This is a genomic window from Actinoplanes sp. NBRC 103695, assembly GCF_030269485.1.
GTDB lineage: Bacteria > Actinomycetota > Actinomycetes > Mycobacteriales > Micromonosporaceae > Actinoplanes.
The window spans coordinates 60,418-75,744 of record NZ_BSTL01000007.1; the positions used below are offsets into that span (position 1 = coordinate 60,418).

General features: G+C 71.7%; 17 protein-coding genes. 6 read left to right on the plus strand and 11 right to left on the minus strand.

Annotation, left to right across the window (positions count from 1 at the left end; translation table 11 throughout):
* The first annotated feature begins 75 nt into the window (after positions 1-75).
* Together QSK31_RS13545 and QSK31_RS13550 are read left to right on the plus strand one after the other, a co-directional pair.
* A complete protein-coding gene (locus QSK31_RS13545) occupies positions 76-243 on the plus strand; it encodes a DUF3117 domain-containing protein (protein ID WP_285683996.1) in 168 nt (55 codons plus the stop codon).
* A 69-nt stretch (positions 244-312) separates the two neighbouring features.
* Positions 313-1,731: a leucyl aminopeptidase family protein gene (locus QSK31_RS13550; RefSeq protein ID WP_285683997.1), complete on the plus strand. Its 1,419-nt coding sequence runs from the start codon at positions 313-315 to the stop codon at positions 1,729-1,731.
* Here QSK31_RS13550 and QSK31_RS13555 read toward each other — a convergent pair.
* Entirely contained in the window at positions 1,708-2,331 is a 624-nt protein-coding gene (locus QSK31_RS13555) for an O-methyltransferase (protein WP_285683998.1), read from the minus strand. The genes QSK31_RS13550 and QSK31_RS13555 overlap by 24 nt on opposite strands.
* A gap of 203 nt (positions 2,332-2,534) precedes the next feature.
* Between QSK31_RS13555 and QSK31_RS13560 the strand changes: the two genes are divergently transcribed.
* Positions 2,535-3,752 carry a S1C family serine protease gene (locus tag QSK31_RS13560; RefSeq protein WP_285684000.1) on the plus strand — a complete coding sequence of 406 codons (1,218 nt, stop codon included), beginning with the start codon at positions 2,535-2,537 and terminating at the stop codon, positions 3,750-3,752.
* Positions 3,753-3,809: 57 nt separating this feature from the next.
* Positions 3,810-4,202 carry a twin-arginine translocase TatA/TatE family subunit gene (locus QSK31_RS13565; protein ID WP_285684001.1) on the plus strand — a complete coding sequence of 131 codons (393 nt, stop codon included), beginning with the start codon at positions 3,810-3,812 and terminating at the stop codon, positions 4,200-4,202.
* Here the strand turns inward: QSK31_RS13565 and QSK31_RS13570 are convergent.
* The 5 genes from QSK31_RS13570 to QSK31_RS13590 form a co-directional block, all read right to left on the minus strand.
* A complete protein-coding gene (locus tag QSK31_RS13570) occupies positions 4,195-5,340 on the minus strand; it encodes an Mrp/NBP35 family ATP-binding protein (protein WP_285684002.1) in 1,146 nt (381 codons plus the stop codon). The two genes, QSK31_RS13565 and QSK31_RS13570, sit on opposite strands and share 8 nt — an antisense overlap.
* A gap of 31 nt (positions 5,341-5,371) precedes the next feature.
* The gene (locus tag QSK31_RS13575; protein WP_285684005.1) at positions 5,372-5,917 is read right to left on the minus strand and encodes a DUF1003 domain-containing protein; all 546 of its coding nucleotides are present in this window, start codon (positions 5,915-5,917) and stop codon (positions 5,372-5,374) included.
* On the minus strand, positions 5,914-7,194 hold the full coding sequence (locus tag QSK31_RS13580; RefSeq protein WP_285684008.1) for a magnesium transporter MgtE N-terminal domain-containing protein: 1,281 nt from the start codon (positions 7,192-7,194) through the stop codon (positions 5,914-5,916). The genes QSK31_RS13575 and QSK31_RS13580 overlap by 4 nt, the downstream gene beginning before the upstream one ends.
* Positions 7,195-7,357: 163 nt before the next feature.
* Positions 7,358-7,915: a hypothetical protein gene (locus tag QSK31_RS13585; protein WP_502872949.1), complete on the minus strand. Its 558-nt coding sequence runs from the start codon at positions 7,913-7,915 to the stop codon at positions 7,358-7,360.
* Positions 7,916-8,006: 91 nt separating this feature from the next.
* A complete protein-coding gene (locus QSK31_RS13590) occupies positions 8,007-8,726 on the minus strand; it encodes an HAD family hydrolase (RefSeq protein WP_352244417.1) in 720 nt (239 codons plus the stop codon).
* 101 nt (positions 8,727-8,827) lie between these two features.
* Here QSK31_RS13590 and QSK31_RS13595 point away from each other — a divergent pair, with 101 nt between their 5' ends.
* The gene (locus tag QSK31_RS13595; protein WP_285684011.1) at positions 8,828-9,772 is read left to right on the plus strand and encodes a DMT family transporter; all 945 of its coding nucleotides are present in this window, start codon (positions 8,828-8,830) and stop codon (positions 9,770-9,772) included.
* A gap of 225 nt (positions 9,773-9,997) precedes the next feature.
* On the opposite strand, the gene QSK31_RS13600 is transcribed toward QSK31_RS13595, so the two are convergent.
* Complete coding sequence (locus tag QSK31_RS13600; RefSeq protein WP_285684013.1) at positions 9,998-10,492, minus strand: DUF4190 domain-containing protein; 495 nt, start codon at positions 10,490-10,492, stop codon at positions 9,998-10,000.
* A 234-nt stretch (positions 10,493-10,726) separates the two neighbouring features.
* On the opposite strand from QSK31_RS13600, the gene QSK31_RS13605 reads away from it, so the two are divergent.
* The gene (locus tag QSK31_RS13605) at positions 10,727-11,530 is read left to right on the plus strand and encodes an SDR family NAD(P)-dependent oxidoreductase (RefSeq protein WP_285684461.1); all 804 of its coding nucleotides are present in this window, start codon (positions 10,727-10,729) and stop codon (positions 11,528-11,530) included.
* 302 nt (positions 11,531-11,832) lie between these two features.
* Here the strand turns inward: QSK31_RS13605 and QSK31_RS13610 are convergent, their stop codons facing one another.
* The 4 genes from QSK31_RS13610 to trxA all read right to left on the minus strand — a co-directional run bounded on the left by QSK31_RS13610 (position 11,833) and on the right by trxA (position 15,251).
* Positions 11,833-12,282 carry a DUF4190 domain-containing protein gene (locus tag QSK31_RS13610; protein ID WP_285684014.1) on the minus strand — a complete coding sequence of 150 codons (450 nt, stop codon included), beginning with the start codon at positions 12,280-12,282 and terminating at the stop codon, positions 11,833-11,835.
* Between the two features lie 98 nt (positions 12,283-12,380).
* On the minus strand, positions 12,381-12,788 hold the full coding sequence (locus QSK31_RS13615; protein WP_285684017.1) for a CoA-binding protein: 408 nt from the start codon (positions 12,786-12,788) through the stop codon (positions 12,381-12,383).
* A 75-nt stretch (positions 12,789-12,863) separates the two neighbouring features.
* A complete protein-coding gene (locus QSK31_RS13620) occupies positions 12,864-14,777 on the minus strand; it encodes an intein-containing Rv2578c family radical SAM protein (RefSeq protein WP_285684019.1) in 1,914 nt (637 codons plus the stop codon).
* 111 nt (positions 14,778-14,888) lie between these two features.
* Positions 14,889-15,251, minus strand: coding sequence for a thioredoxin (gene trxA, locus QSK31_RS13625; protein ID WP_285684020.1), 363 nt, complete (start codon positions 15,249-15,251; stop codon positions 14,889-14,891).
* Positions 15,252-15,327: the final 76 nt, after the last annotated feature.

Below are 15,327 nucleotides of genomic sequence, written 5' to 3' on the forward strand. Positions count from 1 at the left end.
GGGCTGAGCACGTGGCGTTGAGTAGTGGCTGTGGGGCAACCCACCGACCCTGATGTAGGTCTGAGGGGAGACAAGATGGCGGCGATGAAGCCGCGGACGGGCGACGGTCCGCTGGAGGTCACCAAGGAAGGGCGGGGCATCGTCATGCGCGTCCCGCTGGAGGGCGGTGGCCGTCTCGTCGTTGAGATGACTCCGGACGAGGCCAACGCACTCGGTGACGCGTTGAAGTCGATCGTCGGCTGATATTCACGCGAACCCGCCGATGCGCCTGGCGCATCGGCGGGTTTCACATGTTTTGGGGAGGACGGCGAGTTGTTCGCCATCAGGCTGGTACGCGATCCGGGGCAGCCCACGCGAGTGGTCCTGGTGGATGCCGCGGGAACCCCGCTGGGCGGGGACGACGAGGTGGCGGCCTGGTGCCGGACCACCGACGACCCGGGACGGGCCGGTGCGGTGGAGGTGCTGCCGCGACCGCTGCGTACCCCGGCGAAGGTTTTGATCGTGGGCCTGGGCGACGGTGACTATCGCGCGGCCGGCGCCGGTGCGGTCGCCGCGGTGCCCGGCGACGAGGAGATCCAGATCGTCGTGCCCGACGGGACCACCGAGGCGCAGGTGCGTGACCTGGCCGAGGGGGCGTGGTTCGCGGGCTATCGCTTCCGCGAGGCTCCGGTCGGCCCGCGCACGGCGGCGGTCGATCTGGTGACCACCCATGACGGGTACGCGGCGGCGCTCGACGAGGCGCGTGCGGTGGCCGAGGCGGTCTGGCTGGCCCGCGACCTGACCAACATGCCGTCGTCCACCAAGAACCCGGCCTGGTTCGCCGGTCAGGTGGTCGCGTCGGCGGCGACCCGGCCCGGCCTCGAGGTGATCGTCCGCGAGCCGGAGCAGCTCGCTGAGGAGGGCTTCGGGGCCATCCTGGCGGTCGGCGGAGCGTCGGCCACGCCGCCGAGGCTGGTCGAGGTGCGCTGGGCGCCGCCCGGAGCCGTGCGGCACGTGGTGCTGGTCGGCAAGGGCATCACGTTCGACACCGGCGGGATCTCGATCAAGACCCGCGACGGCATGAAGCTGATGAAGAAGGACATGGGCGGCGCGGCCTCGGTGATCGCGGCCACGCTGGCCGCGGCCGACCTGGATCTTCCGGTACGCGTGACCGCCCTCGTCCCGCTGGCCGAGAACGCGGTGGGCGCCGACGCCTACCGGCCCGGCGACGTGATTACCCACTACGACGGGACGACCAGCGAGTCCACCAACTCGGACGCCGAGGGCCGGCTGGTCCTGGCGGACGCCCTGGGCTATGCGGTCAGCCGCCTCGATCCGGACGTGGTGATCGACCTGGCCACCCTGACCGGCGCCAACGCGGTCGCCCTGGGCAAGGGCATGGCCGCGATGTACACCCACGACGACGACCTGGCGGCGGCGCTGCTGACCGCGGGCGAGGACGCCGGCGAGGGCATGTGGCGGATGCCGCTGCCCGACGACTACGTCGAGTACCTCCGCTCGGACATCGCCGACCGGCACAGCTCGCCCGCCCAGGGCGGCGGATCCGTGGTGGCCGCCCTCTACCTGCGCGAGTTCCTCGGCGACAAGGTGGACAACTGGGCGCACTTCGACATGTCGGCGCCGTCCTGGTCCGACCGCACCGAGGGCGACCTGGTCAAGGGCGCGACCGGCTGGGGCGTGCGCACCCTGGTCCGATACCTCCAGGCGCTAGCGACGGACGGCGACGAGTAGGCCCGCGCCGGTCGGCAGCAGCGCGGTGGTCCACTCCTCCGCCTCGCGCATCGACCGGATCAGCTCCCGGATCGTCACCGTCTCGGCGTCCCGGGCGGAGGGGTCCGAGATCCGGCCGCCGGCCAGCGCCCCGTTGACCACCAGCGTGCCGCCGGGGCGGAGCAGCCGCAGCGCCGCGTCCGCGCACGGGCCGAACTCGGCGGCGTCGGAGTCGACGAAGATCAGGTCGTACACGCCGTCGGCGAGCCGGGGGAGCACGTCCAGGCCCCGGCCGGCGATGATCCTGGTCCGCGACGGGGTGAAGCCCGCCTCCACGAAGATGCGGCGGGCGATGCGCTGATGCTCGCTCTCCACATCGATGGTCGTCAGCACGCCGTCCGGGCGCATGCCCCTGAGCAGCCACGTGCCGCTCACACCCGTACCCGTGCCGATCTCCACCACCGCCTTGGCGCTCCCCGCGGCAGCCAGCAGGCTCAGCACCGAGCCCGCGCCCGGCGAGACGGGGTCCAGGGCGAGCTCCGCGGCGAGTGCGCGAGCGGTCTGCAGGACGACGTCCTCGGCGGCGTACGCCTCAGCGAACGTCCGGCTCTGATCCGGCATATCGGACGAACGCGCGGCGGTGACGATGACGACCCCCTCGGAGCGGGACGTGCGACCCGGAACCGGCGCACGTCGGGTATGAGAGTAGAAGTGATGCCATCGGAGCGCGCACCGGGCCGTCGATGCCTGAACGGTCCGGCCGATCCGTGTCATCCTGGAGCCTGGGGCGCCGGGAGGCTCCCCGGACGAGTGGAGGCATCGACGTGACCGACGGCTCATCACCGTGGTGGAACGGTGACGCCCGGCAGGACCCCTGGCGGGACCCGTACAGCGCGTCGGCCGTGGTGATCCCTCCACCGACCAGCAACGGTCCGCCGCCGGAGGTCATCCCCGATCCGGACGGCCCTCGTCGCGGCTTCGGACTGATCCTGCTGATCTGCCTGATCACCGCGCTGCTGGCCGGTGGCCTGGGCGGCACCCTCGGATACGTCTTCGCGACCCGGTCCGGCGTCGGCGGTGGCAGCACGCTCGGGGCAGCCCCGCAGGACGCTCCAGCGGCCGTCCAGCGCGCTCCCGAGTCGCTGGCCGGGGTCGCCAAGCAGGTCGCACCGAGCGTGGTCACCGTGCGGGTCACCGGGGCGATCGGGTCCGGCTTCGTGGTCTCCGCCGACGGGTACGTGATCACGAACGATCACGTCGTCGAGGGCGGCGGGACGGAAGCGATGTCGGTGGCCTTCTCGGACGGCTCGACGGCTTCGGCGAAGCTGGTCGGCCGCGACCCCGAGTCGGACATCGCGGTCATCAAGGTCGCCAAGTCCGGGCTGCCGCCGATCAAGTTCGGCAACTCCGACGAGATCGCGGTCGGTGACCCGGTGCTCGCCTTCGGCTCGCCGCTGGCCCTGGTCAACACCGTCACCTCGGGCATCGTCAGCGCCCTCGACCGCACCATCCAGGCGGGCGAGCCGGGTGGCACCACGCGCTACTACGCGGCCATCCAGACCGACGCCGCGGTGAACCAGGGCAACTCCGGCGGCCCGCTGGTCGACGCGGCCGGCCAGGTGATCGGCGTGAACTCGGTGATCCGCTCGGTCGGTGGCACCGACACCGAGGCCGGCAACATCGGCCTCGCCTTCGCCATCCCGATCAACCAGGCCCGCCGGGTCGCCGAGGACATCATCGACACCGGCAAGGCCCGCCGCACGGTGATCGGCGCCGAGGTCAACACCGGCAACGGCAGCGGTACGGGCGGCGGCGGCTCGGGCGCCCGGCTGCGCTCGGTGAACTCGCCCGGCCCGGCGGCGGCCGCCGGTCTCAAGGCCGGCGACGTGGTCACCAAGCTCGACGGGCACGTGCTGGAGGACGGCACCGACCTGATCGCCCTGGTCCGCAAGTACGCTCCGGGCGCGACCGTGGCGGTGGAGTTCCGCCGCAGCGGCAAGGCCGAGACGGCTTCAGTGACGTTGGCCGCAGACGCGAAATAGCCGATGCACAGTCTTGGTGCGTAGTCTGGCGGACGGGATCTTTCTGGGGAGGCCCGGGTGTTCGAAAACCTCAACTGGTGGGAGATCGGCGCGCTGCTGATGCTCGCGCTGCTGATCTTCGGCGAGCGTCTGCCGAAGGTGATCGGCGACGGCCTGCGGATGCTGCGTGGCCTGCGGGCGATGGCTCAGAACGCGACCAGCGACCTGAGCCGTGAGCTGGGCACCGACATCCAGCTCCAGGACCTGCACCCGAAGGCGTTCATCCGCAAGCACCTGCTCAGCGAGGACGACGAGGCGGCGATCCGCAAGCCGCTCCAAGGCCTCTTCGAGGACGTCAAGTCCGACCTCAGCGACGTGAAGAACGCCGCCGACATCAACAAGCCCGCTCCGGCACCCGCTGCCACTCCCGCGGTGCCGAAGAAGCGGTCCTTCGACCTCGACGCTACTTGACCACGCTGAGGCTCAGCGGCTTGCCGACCAGGGACTCCCGTCGCACGGCCAGCTTCTGCGCCACGCCGTCCAGTGCCTGCGCGGCCGGCGACTCCGGGGCCTCCAGCACGACCGGGGTGCCGGCGTCGCCCGCCTCCCGCACCCGGGTGTCCAGCGGCACCTGACCCAGCAGCGGCACCGAGGCGCCCATCGTCCGGGTCAGCGAGTCGGCCACCGTCTGGCCGCCGCCCGAGCCGAAGACCTCCATCCGCGAGCCGTCCGGCAGCTCCAGCCACGACATGTTCTCCACCACGCCGACCAGGCGCTGGTGGGTCTGCATCGCGATCGCCCCGGCCCGCTCGGCCACCTCGGCGGCCGCCGTCTGCGGGGTGGTCACCACCAGGATCTCGGCGTTGGGCAGCAGCTGGGCCAGCGAGATCGCCACGTCACCGGTGCCCGGCGGCAGGTCGAGCAGCAGAACATCCAGGTCGCCCCAGTAGACGTCGGCCAGGAACTGCTGCAGCGCGCGGTGCAGCATCGGCCCGCGCCACACCACGGCGGCGTTGCCCGCGGTGAACATGCCGATCGAGATGACCTTCACCCCGTGCGACTCCGGAGGCATGATCATGTCCTCGACCCGGGTGGGCCGGCCCTCCACGCCCAGCATGCGGGGCACCGAGTGGCCGTAGATGTCGGCGTCGACCACGCCCACCGCGAGACCCCGCTTGGCGAGGGCCGCCGCCAGGTTGACCGTGATGCTCGACTTGCCCACGCCGCCCTTGCCGCTGGCCACCGCGTACACCCTGGTCCTGGACCCCGGCTGGGCGAACGGGATGACCGGTTCCGCGGCGGCTGCCCCGCCGCCCCGTAGCTGCACCTGCAGTGCCTTGCGCTGCTCCTCGCTCATCACACCGAAGTCGATGCTCACCGAGGTGATCCCCGGGATCTTCGTCAGGGCGGCCGTGATGTCCGAGGTCAGCTTGTCCCGCAGCGGGCAACCGGCCACGGTGAGCAGCAGCTCGACCTTGACCTGCCCGGCCGCGACGGTGAAACCCTTGACCATGCCGAGCTCGGTGATCGGCCGGTGGATCTCAGGATCGTCGACGGTCGCCAGGGCGGACTGGATCGCATCCTCGACGGTGGGGGCGGGTGCAGACATACGTTCGAGCTTACTTCGCCGCCCATCGGTGTCAGGAGTGGTCCTCCTCCCACTCCTTGCGGTCCTCGTCCCACTCCTTACGGTCCAGCTTCGACCGCCGCATCGCCGCCTCGTCGAGCTCGTCCGCCAGCCGGGTCAGCTCCGAGCGCAGGAAGTCACGGGTGGCCACCTCACCCATCGCGATCCGCAGCGAGGCGATCTCCCGGGCCAGATATTCGGTGTCCGCCTTCTGCTGCGCCGCCCGCCGGCGGTCCTCCTCCATGCCCAGACGGTCCCGGTCGGTCTGCCGGTTCTGGGCGAGCAGGATCAGCGGCGCCGCGTAGGACGCCTGCAAGGACAAGATCAAGGTCAAGAACGTGAAGGTGTACGGGTCGAAGCGAAGGTCGGGCGGCGCCAGCGTGTTCCAGCCGAACCAGGCGGCGATCACCAGCGTCATGTAGACGATGAAGTTGGCGGTTCCCATGGACCGGGCGATGCTCTCCGACCAGCGGCCGAACGCCTCGGCGTCGAACCGTGGCAGGCGTACCCGGCCCGGCTCCACAGGCTGATCCAGCCGGTCCCTGCGCTGCTCGGTCATGACGTCTCAGCCCCCGGGAGAATGCCCTGCTCCTCGTCCTCGGCGTCCCGGTCACGCCAGTCCCGGGGCAGCGAGTGGTCCAGCACGTCATCCACGGTGACCGCGCCGACCAGGCGGTGCGAGTTGTCCACCACGGGCATCGCGACCATGTCGTAGGTGGCCATCCGCCGGGTGATGTCCTTCAGATCGTGGTCGGGGTGCAGCGGGTCGATGTCGTTGATCACCAGGCCGCCCAGCAGGGAAGCGGGCGGCTCCCGGAGCAGGCGCTGGAAGTGGACCATGCCCAGATACTTCCCGCTCGGCGTCGCGCTCGGCGCCCGCGCCACGAACACCTGCGCGGCCACCACCGGCGGCAGCTCCGGTTCGCGGATCCGGGCCAGCGCCTCGGCCACCGTCGAGTCCGGCGTCATGATCACCGGCTCGGAGGTCATCACCGAGCCGGCGGTGCCCGGCGAGTAGTTCATCAGCTGCCGCACCGGCGCCGCCTCGTCCGGCTCCATCAGGTCCAGCAGCAGCGTCTGCTCCGCCTGCGGCAGCTCGGCCAGCAGGTCGGCGGCGTCGTCCGGTTCCATCCGCTCCAGCACGTCGGCGGCGCGCTCGCGGTCCAGCTTGATCAGGATCTCCACCTGGTCGTGCTCGGGCAGCTCCTCGAGCACGTCGGCGAGCGTACGGTCGCTCAGCGCCGCCGCCACCTCGACCCGGCGTGCGTCCGGCAGGTCCTGCAGCGCGTTCGCCATGTCGGCCGGGCGCATCTGCTCCAGCAGGGCCACCAGGTTCGCCGACCCCTGGGTGTCGGTCGGGCCGACCAGGCCGCGGACCCGGTCGTACTCGGCCTGGAACACGTGCCCGCGCCGGGCCAGGCGGCCGGTGTGCTCCCGCACCGCCACCCGGGTGATCAGCCACTCGTTGTTGCGGCTCAACTCCATGCCCAGGTCGACGACGCTGCCCGCGGTGTGCTCCGGCTCGATCGTCACCCGGCGGTCCAGCACGTTTTCGAGCACCAGCAGCTCGTTCGGTCGTTTCTCGAACCGGCGCAGGTTGAGCGTGCCGGTGGACAGCACCACCGACTCGGCGTCCATGTGGGTGACCCGCCCGATCGGCAGGAAGATCCGCCGCCGCAGCGCCATCTCGGCCACCAGTCCGACCACCTGCGGCGGCCGGTTGGTGGTCCGCAGCCGCACCACGGCGTCCCGCACCCGCCCCACCCGGTCACCGTTGGGGTCGAACACGGGCAGCGCGGCGAGCCGCGCCAGATACACCCTCGTCCCCAGAGTCACGGACCCAGCCTAGGTGAGGGCCCGGTCATGTCCACCGTGGCGTACGAGAAGGCCTGCCGTTACGGCGCGCATCCCCTGCCGCTAGCGCCGCCAGCCTCCTGCCGCGCTCCTGCCGCCTCAGCGCTGGCGGTCCCTGCGGCTCAGCGTTGGCGGTCCCTGCGGCTCAGCGCTGGCGGCGCACCCGGTGGAGCCGGAACGGCCGCTTGACCTCGACCCGGGCCGGCGTCTCCCGCGGCGTGGCCGCGCCGGAGGTGTCCGGCAGGTCCGGCGAGGTCGTGGGCGCCTCGTCAACCGGGGTGAGCCGAACGACCGCACAGCCCGAAGCGATCCAGCGCGCGATCAACTCGTCCGCCGTCCCCGAGGCGTTGAGCCGCTTGGTGGCCACCTGCGGAGCGACGGTGTCCCACTCCTCGGTGCCCGGTTGCAGCCGGCTGACGACCGCCTCCCAGACGACGATCAGCCCACCGGTGTCCCCGCGCAGCCGCACGCTCGCCCGCGTCGCCTCGCCGAGCCCCGGCGCTTCCTGCTCACCCGGCCCGCTGACCATGATCAGCGTCCCCTCGAGCGGAACGCACCACAGCCCACGCGCCGCCCCGCCATCCACCGAGACCCAGGCGATGGCGGCCTTCTTCAGCGCCTCATCGAGCACAGCCGACCCCACGCCGCCATCCTCCCACGCCCGCGCTCCGCCCCTCGGGATCGCTGCCCGGCCTCTCCGCATCACGTTCGACCCCGGCCCTCACATGCAGAATGCATCACCGGGAGCCGTGGCTTCCCCGGCTCGACGACGAGGAAGCCACGGCCTGCACGGATCAAACCAACGCCGGCGCGCGGTCGATCAGCCCCAGCAACTCGGTCAACGACCCGACCGACGGCCCATCGAAACCGGTGTCCTGATCAAAGACAAGGTGATCGCGCAGGTCAGGGGCCGACAACCGAACCGCCGTCATCCCCACCGCCGCCGCCCCCGAGAGCTCCCGGCTGCCCCCGTCGCCCACGTAGACGCATTGATCCGCCCGTACCCCCAAGCGGTCGCAGGCCGTCAGGTAGATCCGGGGATCGGGCTTGCAGAAGCCGACCTCGACCGAGAAGACCTTGGCGTCGAGCAGCCCCGCGACCGGCAGACCGGGCAGGAACGCCGGCAGTTCGTGCGTACAGTCGCTGATCACCGCGGTCGAAAGCCCGCGCTGTTTCACCGCCCTCAGGGCGCTCACCGCGTCGGGCCGCAGCCGGGTGTCGGCCTTGAGCGCGTCGACCCTGGCCGGTACCGCCGCCCTGAGCTGGGCTGGCCGCGGGTGGCCGCCGGCCTGCTCGGACACCCATCGTAGGGTGGCTTCGGCCGAGCCGAACGTCCCTCTTGCCCGCGAGTGGAACGTCCGGTCCAGGACGCCGCGGATGACTTCCGGGTCGCAGCCGAGATTCCGGGCGATCTCGGCATGCTGGGGCCCGCGTTGGACGCTGCGGGTCAGCGTGCCGAAAAAGTCGAAGATGACCGCACGAAATGCGGGCACAGTGCACCAGCCTCCAGGCATCGATGTTGATAAGCGGATCGGAGCGTAACGACAGCTTCACTTTCCGCTCAACTGAGGTCCGCAAACTGTGAACCCCGCCCACGCACAAAGCGACGCCGAGGATGAATATGCGTTCAAACCGCGCTTTGCTCACCGGAGCGGCGCTGGCGATCGCGGTCCTCGCCGTCTCGTCGTCGGCGCCCCTGATCGCGTTCGCGGCCGCCCCCGCCCTGGCGATCGCCTTCTGGCGGAACGCCCTCTCCGCCGCCGTGCTCACCCCCGTCACGCTGGGCCCGCGCCGGGCGGAGCTCCGCGGCCTGCTGCGTGGCGGGAACCGCGACGGCCTGTTCTGCGTACTGGCCGGGGTGGCGCTGGCCGCGCACTTCGCCACGTGGATGCCGAGCGTGCAGCTGGGTTCGGTGGCGACGGCGACCGCGCTGGTGGCCACCCAGCCGGTCTGGCAGGGCCTGATCGCCGCCGCGCAGGGCCGCCGCCCGTCGAAGGCGGCGTGGACGGGCATCGGTCTGGCCGTGGCGGGTGCGGCCTGGGCCACCGGCGCCGACATCACGGTCTCCCCGCAGGCGGTCCTGGCCGACGTGCTGGCGCTGATCGGTGGCATGGCCGCGGCCGTCTACACCGCGCTGGGCGAGCGGGTCCGCGCCCGGACCAGCACGACCACCTACACCTGGGCCTGCTACGGCACCTGCGCGGTGGTCCTGCTGATCGTCTGTCTCACCCTCAAAACCCCACTTCACGGGTACGCCGTGACGACCTGGCTGGCGATCCTGGCCGTAGTGGCGGGCGCCCAGCTCCTGGGCCATTCGATGTTCAACTACGCGTTGCACCACACGTCCGCGACAACGGTGAGCGTCCTGATCCTGCTGGAGACCCCGGGCGCCGCCCTGCTCGCCTGGGTCTGGCTCGAGCAGCAGCCACGCCTGGCAACCCTCCCCGGCCTGGCCCTGCTCCTGTCCGGCGTAGCCGTGGTGATCATCGGCTCCCGCCGCCTCACGACCCGCCGTCCCCCAGCCGCCACCCTGACCGAAACCGCCGAGCCGACACCCTGACCTCCGGCCGCTGACCCCGCGCGTCCCGGCCGCTGCCCCCGCCTCCGACTGCCGTCCCGAGGTCCCGGCCACCGAGCCCATGTCCCGGCCGCAGACCAGACGCCGTGCCCGCCGACCCGCCGCGGATCAGGACCATTGCCCGACACCCGTCAGCCGCGAGCAACCGCCACCAGAGCCGTCAAAGGGGCAGCAGCCGGCGCAGCGGTCAGCAGCCGCAGGAAGCGGTCAGTAGGACGAATCCGACTCGGACGCGATCGCGAAGACGATGAAGGCAAGCGCCACCAGCGCCAACGCCGTGGCCACCCAGCCGACGATGATGCCGGCCAGCGCCATCCCGCGCCCGCTGGAGCCGTTGACGCTGATCTTGCGTTGGGCGACGTGCCCCATGATCGCGCCGACGATGCCGAGGAGACCGCCGAGGCCGGAGGCGCACAGGCCGGCCACCGCGACGCACGAGACGACCAGGGCGGCGATCGACAGTCCCTCGGTCGGCGGCTTGAGCATCGGCCCGTAGCCCTGGCCGTACGGGCTGCCGTACCCGTAGTCGTAGGCCTGCGGCGGCGTGTAGGGCGGCGGCTGCTGGTACGGCGCCGCATACGGGTTGTCCGGCTGGTAGCCCTGCGGCGACTGATATGCCTGCGGCGGCTGGTAGGGCTGGACCGGCTCCGGTGGCGGGAACTGACCGCCCGGGCCGAGCGGTGGAGGTGGGGGGTAGGTCATCGCGTTCTCCGTCCGGCCGGTCCTTCGTCAGCCAGGATAGACAGGGCTGTCACCCACCGTTGACCCGCCGGAACTTCGGCGGCTCGGCGACACGGCAAGGTGACCCCCGTGTTTGCCCCGTTCCTGCCGACCGGGCAGGATCGCGCATGGTCGTCGACGCCGCTCGCGCAGCGGCACCCCGTTCGGCGTCCGCGCATCATCACCGCGACCAGTGCCGAGACTCCGGAGGCCGAGATGGCTGTGGACGAGCCCGAGAACGACCCGGCGGAAGCACCCGTGACCCTGCGGCTGGACGGCAAGGTCGCGCTGGTCACCGGCGCGGGCAGCCCGGACGGCATCGGGTACGCGACCGCCCGCCGCCTGCGTGACCTGGGTGCGCGGGTGGCGATCGTGTCGACGACCCGCCGCATCCACGAGCGTGCGTCCGAGCTGAGCGTCACCGGTTTCGTCGCCGATCTGACCGACGAGTCCGAGGTGGGCGCGCTGGCCGACGCGATCTCCGACTCGCTGGGCGACGTCGAGGTGCTGGTGAACAACGCCGGTCTGGCGAGCCGGGCGAGCCCCGAGGTGCTCCGCCCGGTGGCGCAGCTCACCTACGACGAGTGGCGTTCGGAGATCGACCGCAACCTGAGCACCGCGTTCCTGTGCAGCCGTGCCTTCGTGGGTGGCATGGCCGAGCGGGGCTGGGGCCGGATCGTGAACCTGGCCGCGACCGCCGGTCCGGTGAACGCGCTGCCCACCGAGGCGGCCTATGCCGCCGCGAAGTCGGGTGTGGTGGGCCTGACCCGGGCGCTGGCCATGGAGCTGGTCGCCGACGGGGTGAATGTCAACTGCATCGCGCCGGGCACGATCTACACCGCCGCGTCCACGGTGACCGAGATCAAGCAGGGTCTGGGCACGCCGATAGGGCGCCCGGGCACGCCGGACGAGGTCGCGGCGGCGATCGCGTTCCTCTGCTCGCCCGCCGCGTCCTACATCACCGGCCAGATGCTGGTGGTGGACGGCGGCAACAGCGTGCGCGAGGCCCAGTTCCGCTGACGGGCAGGCCCGGCCGCGAGCCCAGCCCCGCCGCGGGCAGGCTGGCGGGTGTGGCCCAGCCCCGCCGCGGGCAGGCTGGCGGGTGTGGCCCAGCCCCGCCGCGGGCAGGCTGGCGGGTGTGGCCCAGCCCCGCCGCGGGCAGGCTGGCGGGTGTTGGCCCAGGACCCGCCGCGGGCAGGCTGCCCAGATTTGCGACAGGCCGCCCGGGTCCGCGGATGTGTCGCTCAGGTCCGCGGACGGCAGGACAACGGTTACCGACCGGCCGGTGCGAACACCAGCCGGTCGGTCAGCCGATCAACCGGTCAGAACTCGCCGGAGCTACCGGCCAGGCCGATCAGGGCGATGGCGTAGATCGCGCAGCCCAGCACCCCGAGCCCGGTGAAGATGTAGCCGAGCCAGAGCCCGGCGGTTGCCAGCCCCTCGCCCTGCTCGCCGGTCTGGCGGATCTGCTTCTTCGACATGTGGCCGAGCACGATCGCGGCGGGCGCGAAGATGAACGCGAACACCAGGGCGAGGATCGCCAGGGTGTTCGTGGTCGCCACCGCGGGTCCGCCGTACGGCGGCGGGTACGACTGCTGCCCGTATTGCTGCTGCTGCCCGTACGCCGGGGGCGGGTACGGCTGCCCGCTGGACGGCGCCCCGCTGGACGGCGTCGAATACGGGTCCTGCGCGTACGACGGCTGCTCGTACTGCCCGTACGGCTGCTGCGGCTGGTACGGATCAGGCGAGCCGCCGGGTGGCGGATAGGTCATGTCGTTCCTCCTCGTTCACCCGGCACCGTACTGGTCGGGCTGGTAGCGGGACACCCCATTCGAGGGGTGTTCGTGCCTTGTAACGCTCTTGGGATGGATCAGGCGGTGCGGCTGAGCCCGGCGACGGCCCGTTCGACGGCCAGACAGCGGTCCTCGACGTAGTCCAGGCCGGCCTCGGTGGCGATCCGCCGAGCCTCGGCCGAGACGATCCCGGACTGCAGCCAGACGGCGGGCGCCTTGATCGCCACCGCCTGCCGGACGATCTCCACCGCGTCCGCCGCCGGGCGGAAGATGTCGACCAGGTCGATCGGCTCACCGATGTCGGCCAGCGTGGGCACCGTCGGTACCCCGAAGATCTCGTCGGCGAACGGGTTGACCGGAATGATCCGCCACCCGTGCCGCATCATCTGCAACGGCACCGTGTGCGAAGGCTTCCACTGCTCGCGCGACGCGCCCACCACCGCGATGACCTTGGCATCCCGCAGGATCTGCTCGGCGCTCCGCATGGCATCGACTCTAGCCACGCCGCGCATCCCCGTGGGGTCAGCTGGGTCACCGACGCCGCGTATCCCCGTGGGGGCTCACAGCAGAGTCAGCTGGGTCACCGACGCCGCGTGTTCCGGTTCCTGGGGCAGGGCACGTGCCTGGAACGGCCCGGACCGGTGCAGGCCGTGCCGCCGGGCGGCCATCCGCACCCGCGCGGTGATCTCGTCCTGCAGGGCCTGCGGAAGGTAGGACCCGCGGCCGTAGAGCTCGCGATAGCGCGGGGCCAGCCGGGGGTGGTTGGTGCGCAGCCAGGCCGCATACCACTCCTTGGCGCCGGGCCGCAGGTGCAGTGGCAGCGGCGTCACGCTGCTCGCCCCGGCCGCCGCGATCGCGGCCACCGTGGCGTCGATCGACTCGTCGGTGTCGGTCAGGCCGGGCAGAATCGGCGCCATCAGCACACTGACCGGGAATCCCGCGTCGGTCAGCGTGCGAACGGCGTCGAGGCGGCGGCGCGGGCTGGGCGTGCCGGACTCGACCGACCGCCACACCTCCTCGTCGAGGAACCCGACCGAGAACGAGAGCCCGACCCGGGTGACCTCGGCGGCCTGCAGGAGGAGCGGCAGGTCGCGCAGGATCAGCGTGCCCTTGGTCAGGATGGAGAACGGGTTGGCGAAGTCGCGCAGCGCCTCGAGGATCGGCGGCATCAGCCGGTAACGACCCTCGGCCCGCTGGTAGACATCCACGTTGGTGCCCATCGCGATGTGCGCGCCGGACCAGCGCGGCGCGCCGAGCTCGCGCCGGACCACCTCGCCCGCGTTCACCTTGACCACGATCCGGCTGTCGAAGTCGTGGCCCGGGTCCAGGTCGAGGTAGCGATGCGTGTTGCGGGCGAAGCAGTTGTGACTGACCACCCCGTCGGCCACGAAGTCGCCGGTGCCGGTGGTGATGTCGAACAGCGGCATGGTGAGCCCGAGCGGCTCGATGTCGACCACGGCGAGCTGCGCCTCGCTGCGCACTCCGATGCCGGACGCGTCGAGCCGGGCGCCGGTCACCCCGGTCATGTGCCGGAAGCGAAGCGCGGCCCACAGGTCGCGCGGCGTCTGGACGGTCGCCGCGCCGGGCGGGCGGCAGGCCGGCATCCGGCTGGCCAGGCCGAGACTCGTCAGGGCGTCGGTGACGTGGCGCAGGAACATCGCGTCGTGGCTGGTGAAGACGACGGCCAGCCGGTCGGTGCGGCCGGTGGAGCCGTAGGCCCCGGCCAGGAAGCCGCGGTGCCAGTCGTCGGTCGGCGCCTCGGGCCAGCGCAGCGCGTCGTGCAGCTGGACCTCGTCGAGGTAACCGTCGGCGCGGACCCAGGCGTCGCCCTCGCGCGCCCGGCCGCCGTCACCGCGGATCAGCCCGCAGAGGAAGCCGGCCTGGTAGTCGGGGGTCTCCTTGGGCGGGTCGGCGAACCGGCCCACCCCTGGCAGCCGGTCGCCCACCGCCAGAGCCGGGCACTCGGCCCGGGCCGGCGAAACGTGCCGCCAGCCGCGGTCGGTGAGGAAGCGGTGCTCGCCGCCGGAGACGATGCGGGTGCCGTCGGCCAGCGTCACGCGGTAGGCGGTCTTGGTCGTGGTCCAGTGGTCGAGCACGGTGGTCGGCACGTATCGCCGATGCGGCCCGGCGCCCATCGTGCCCATCACCGCGTCGCCGGGACGCAGGTCGGCGATCGCCCGGGTGCCGCCGTCGGCCAGCAGCACCGGGGTGTCACCGGCCAGGCAGTAGGAGCACGCGTGCGAGCAGCCGCGGTAGGGGTTGATCGTCCACTCGAACGGCACCCGGGAGGCGCCCGGCACGCGGTTGATCATCGATTTGGCCCGCACCTCGTAGAACGTCATGCCCCGGAAGGCGGGCGTGTCGAAGGTGCGCACGGTGGCGCCGGGCAGCGCCAGCGGCAGGGGTGGAGCCGCCGGCGCCGCCCTGTCCGGGAGCGAGGAGCCGGCATCGGCCGACAGATGGGACCATCGCATGCCGAAGATTCGAACACACGTTCGATCGCCGTGTCCACCCGGATCGTCCGCCGGTGGACGACAAAAAGACGCCGCGGACCCGAAGGTCCACGGCGCCCGGAAAGGAGCGGGTCAGCCGGCCTGGGCGGCCAGCTGCTCGCGCACGTCGTCCATGTCGAGCTTCTCGACCTGCTCGATCAGCGACTCGAGGGCCGACTCCGGCAGCGCGCCCGGCTGTGAGAAGACGATCACGCCGTCGCGGATGGCCATGATGGTCGGGATCGAGCGGATGTCGAACTTCGCCGCCAGGAGCTGCTCCGCCTCGGTGTCCACCTTGCCGAAGGTGATGGCGGTGTGCTTCTCCGATGACCGCTCGTACGTGGGGGCGAAGCGCACACACGGCCCGCACCAGCTTGCCCAGAAGTCGACCAGGACGATGCCGTCCTTCTTCGTGAGCTCGTCGAAGTTGTCTGCGGTCAACGCAACGGTGGCCATGATCTCTCCGTCCACGGGAATGGCTTACCTGACGTGAAACCCCTCGTCACAGTAGTCAATTCCCGGACATCAGGTG

What these genes read in the sequence shown, in the direction of transcription:
- QSK31_RS13570 (WP_285684002.1), bottom strand. Translation starts at nt 5,340, where the DNA reads ATGTCTGCACCCGCCCCCACCGTCGAGGATGCGATCCAGTCCGCCCTG.
- QSK31_RS13620 (WP_285684019.1), bottom strand. Translation starts at nt 14,777, where the DNA reads ATGCGATGGTCCCATCTGTCGGCCGATGCCGGCTCCTCGCTCCCGGAC.
- QSK31_RS13610 (WP_285684014.1), bottom strand. Translation starts at nt 12,282, where the DNA reads ATGACCTATCCGCCACCCGGCGGCTCGCCTGATCCGTACCAGCCGCAG.
- QSK31_RS13575 (WP_285684005.1), bottom strand. Translation starts at nt 5,917, where the DNA reads ATGACCGAGCAGCGCAGGGACCGGCTGGATCAGCCTGTGGAGCCGGGC.
- QSK31_RS13555 (WP_285683998.1), bottom strand. Translation starts at nt 2,331, where the DNA reads ATGCCGGATCAGAGCCGGACGTTCGCTGAGGCGTACGCCGCCGAGGAC.
- QSK31_RS13590 (WP_352244417.1), bottom strand. Translation starts at nt 8,726, where the DNA reads ATGCCTGGAGGCTGGTGCACTGTGCCCGCATTTCGTGCGGTCATCTTC.
- QSK31_RS13585 (WP_502872949.1), bottom strand. Translation starts at nt 7,915, where the DNA reads ATGCGGAGAGGCCGGGCAGCGATCCCGAGGGGCGGAGCGCGGGCGTGG.
- QSK31_RS13595 (WP_285684011.1), top strand. Translation starts at nt 8,828, where the DNA reads ATGAATATGCGTTCAAACCGCGCTTTGCTCACCGGAGCGGCGCTGGCG.
- trxA (WP_285684020.1), bottom strand. Translation starts at nt 15,251, where the DNA reads ATGGCCACCGTTGCGTTGACCGCAGACAACTTCGACGAGCTCACGAAG.
- QSK31_RS13605 (WP_285684461.1), top strand. Translation starts at nt 10,727, where the DNA reads ATGGCTGTGGACGAGCCCGAGAACGACCCGGCGGAAGCACCCGTGACC.
- QSK31_RS13615 (WP_285684017.1), bottom strand. Translation starts at nt 12,788, where the DNA reads ATGCGGAGCGCCGAGCAGATCCTGCGGGATGCCAAGGTCATCGCGGTG.
- QSK31_RS13545 (WP_285683996.1), top strand. Translation starts at nt 76, where the DNA reads ATGGCGGCGATGAAGCCGCGGACGGGCGACGGTCCGCTGGAGGTCACC.
- QSK31_RS13600 (WP_285684013.1), bottom strand. Translation starts at nt 10,492, where the DNA reads ATGACCTACCCCCCACCTCCACCGCTCGGCCCGGGCGGTCAGTTCCCG.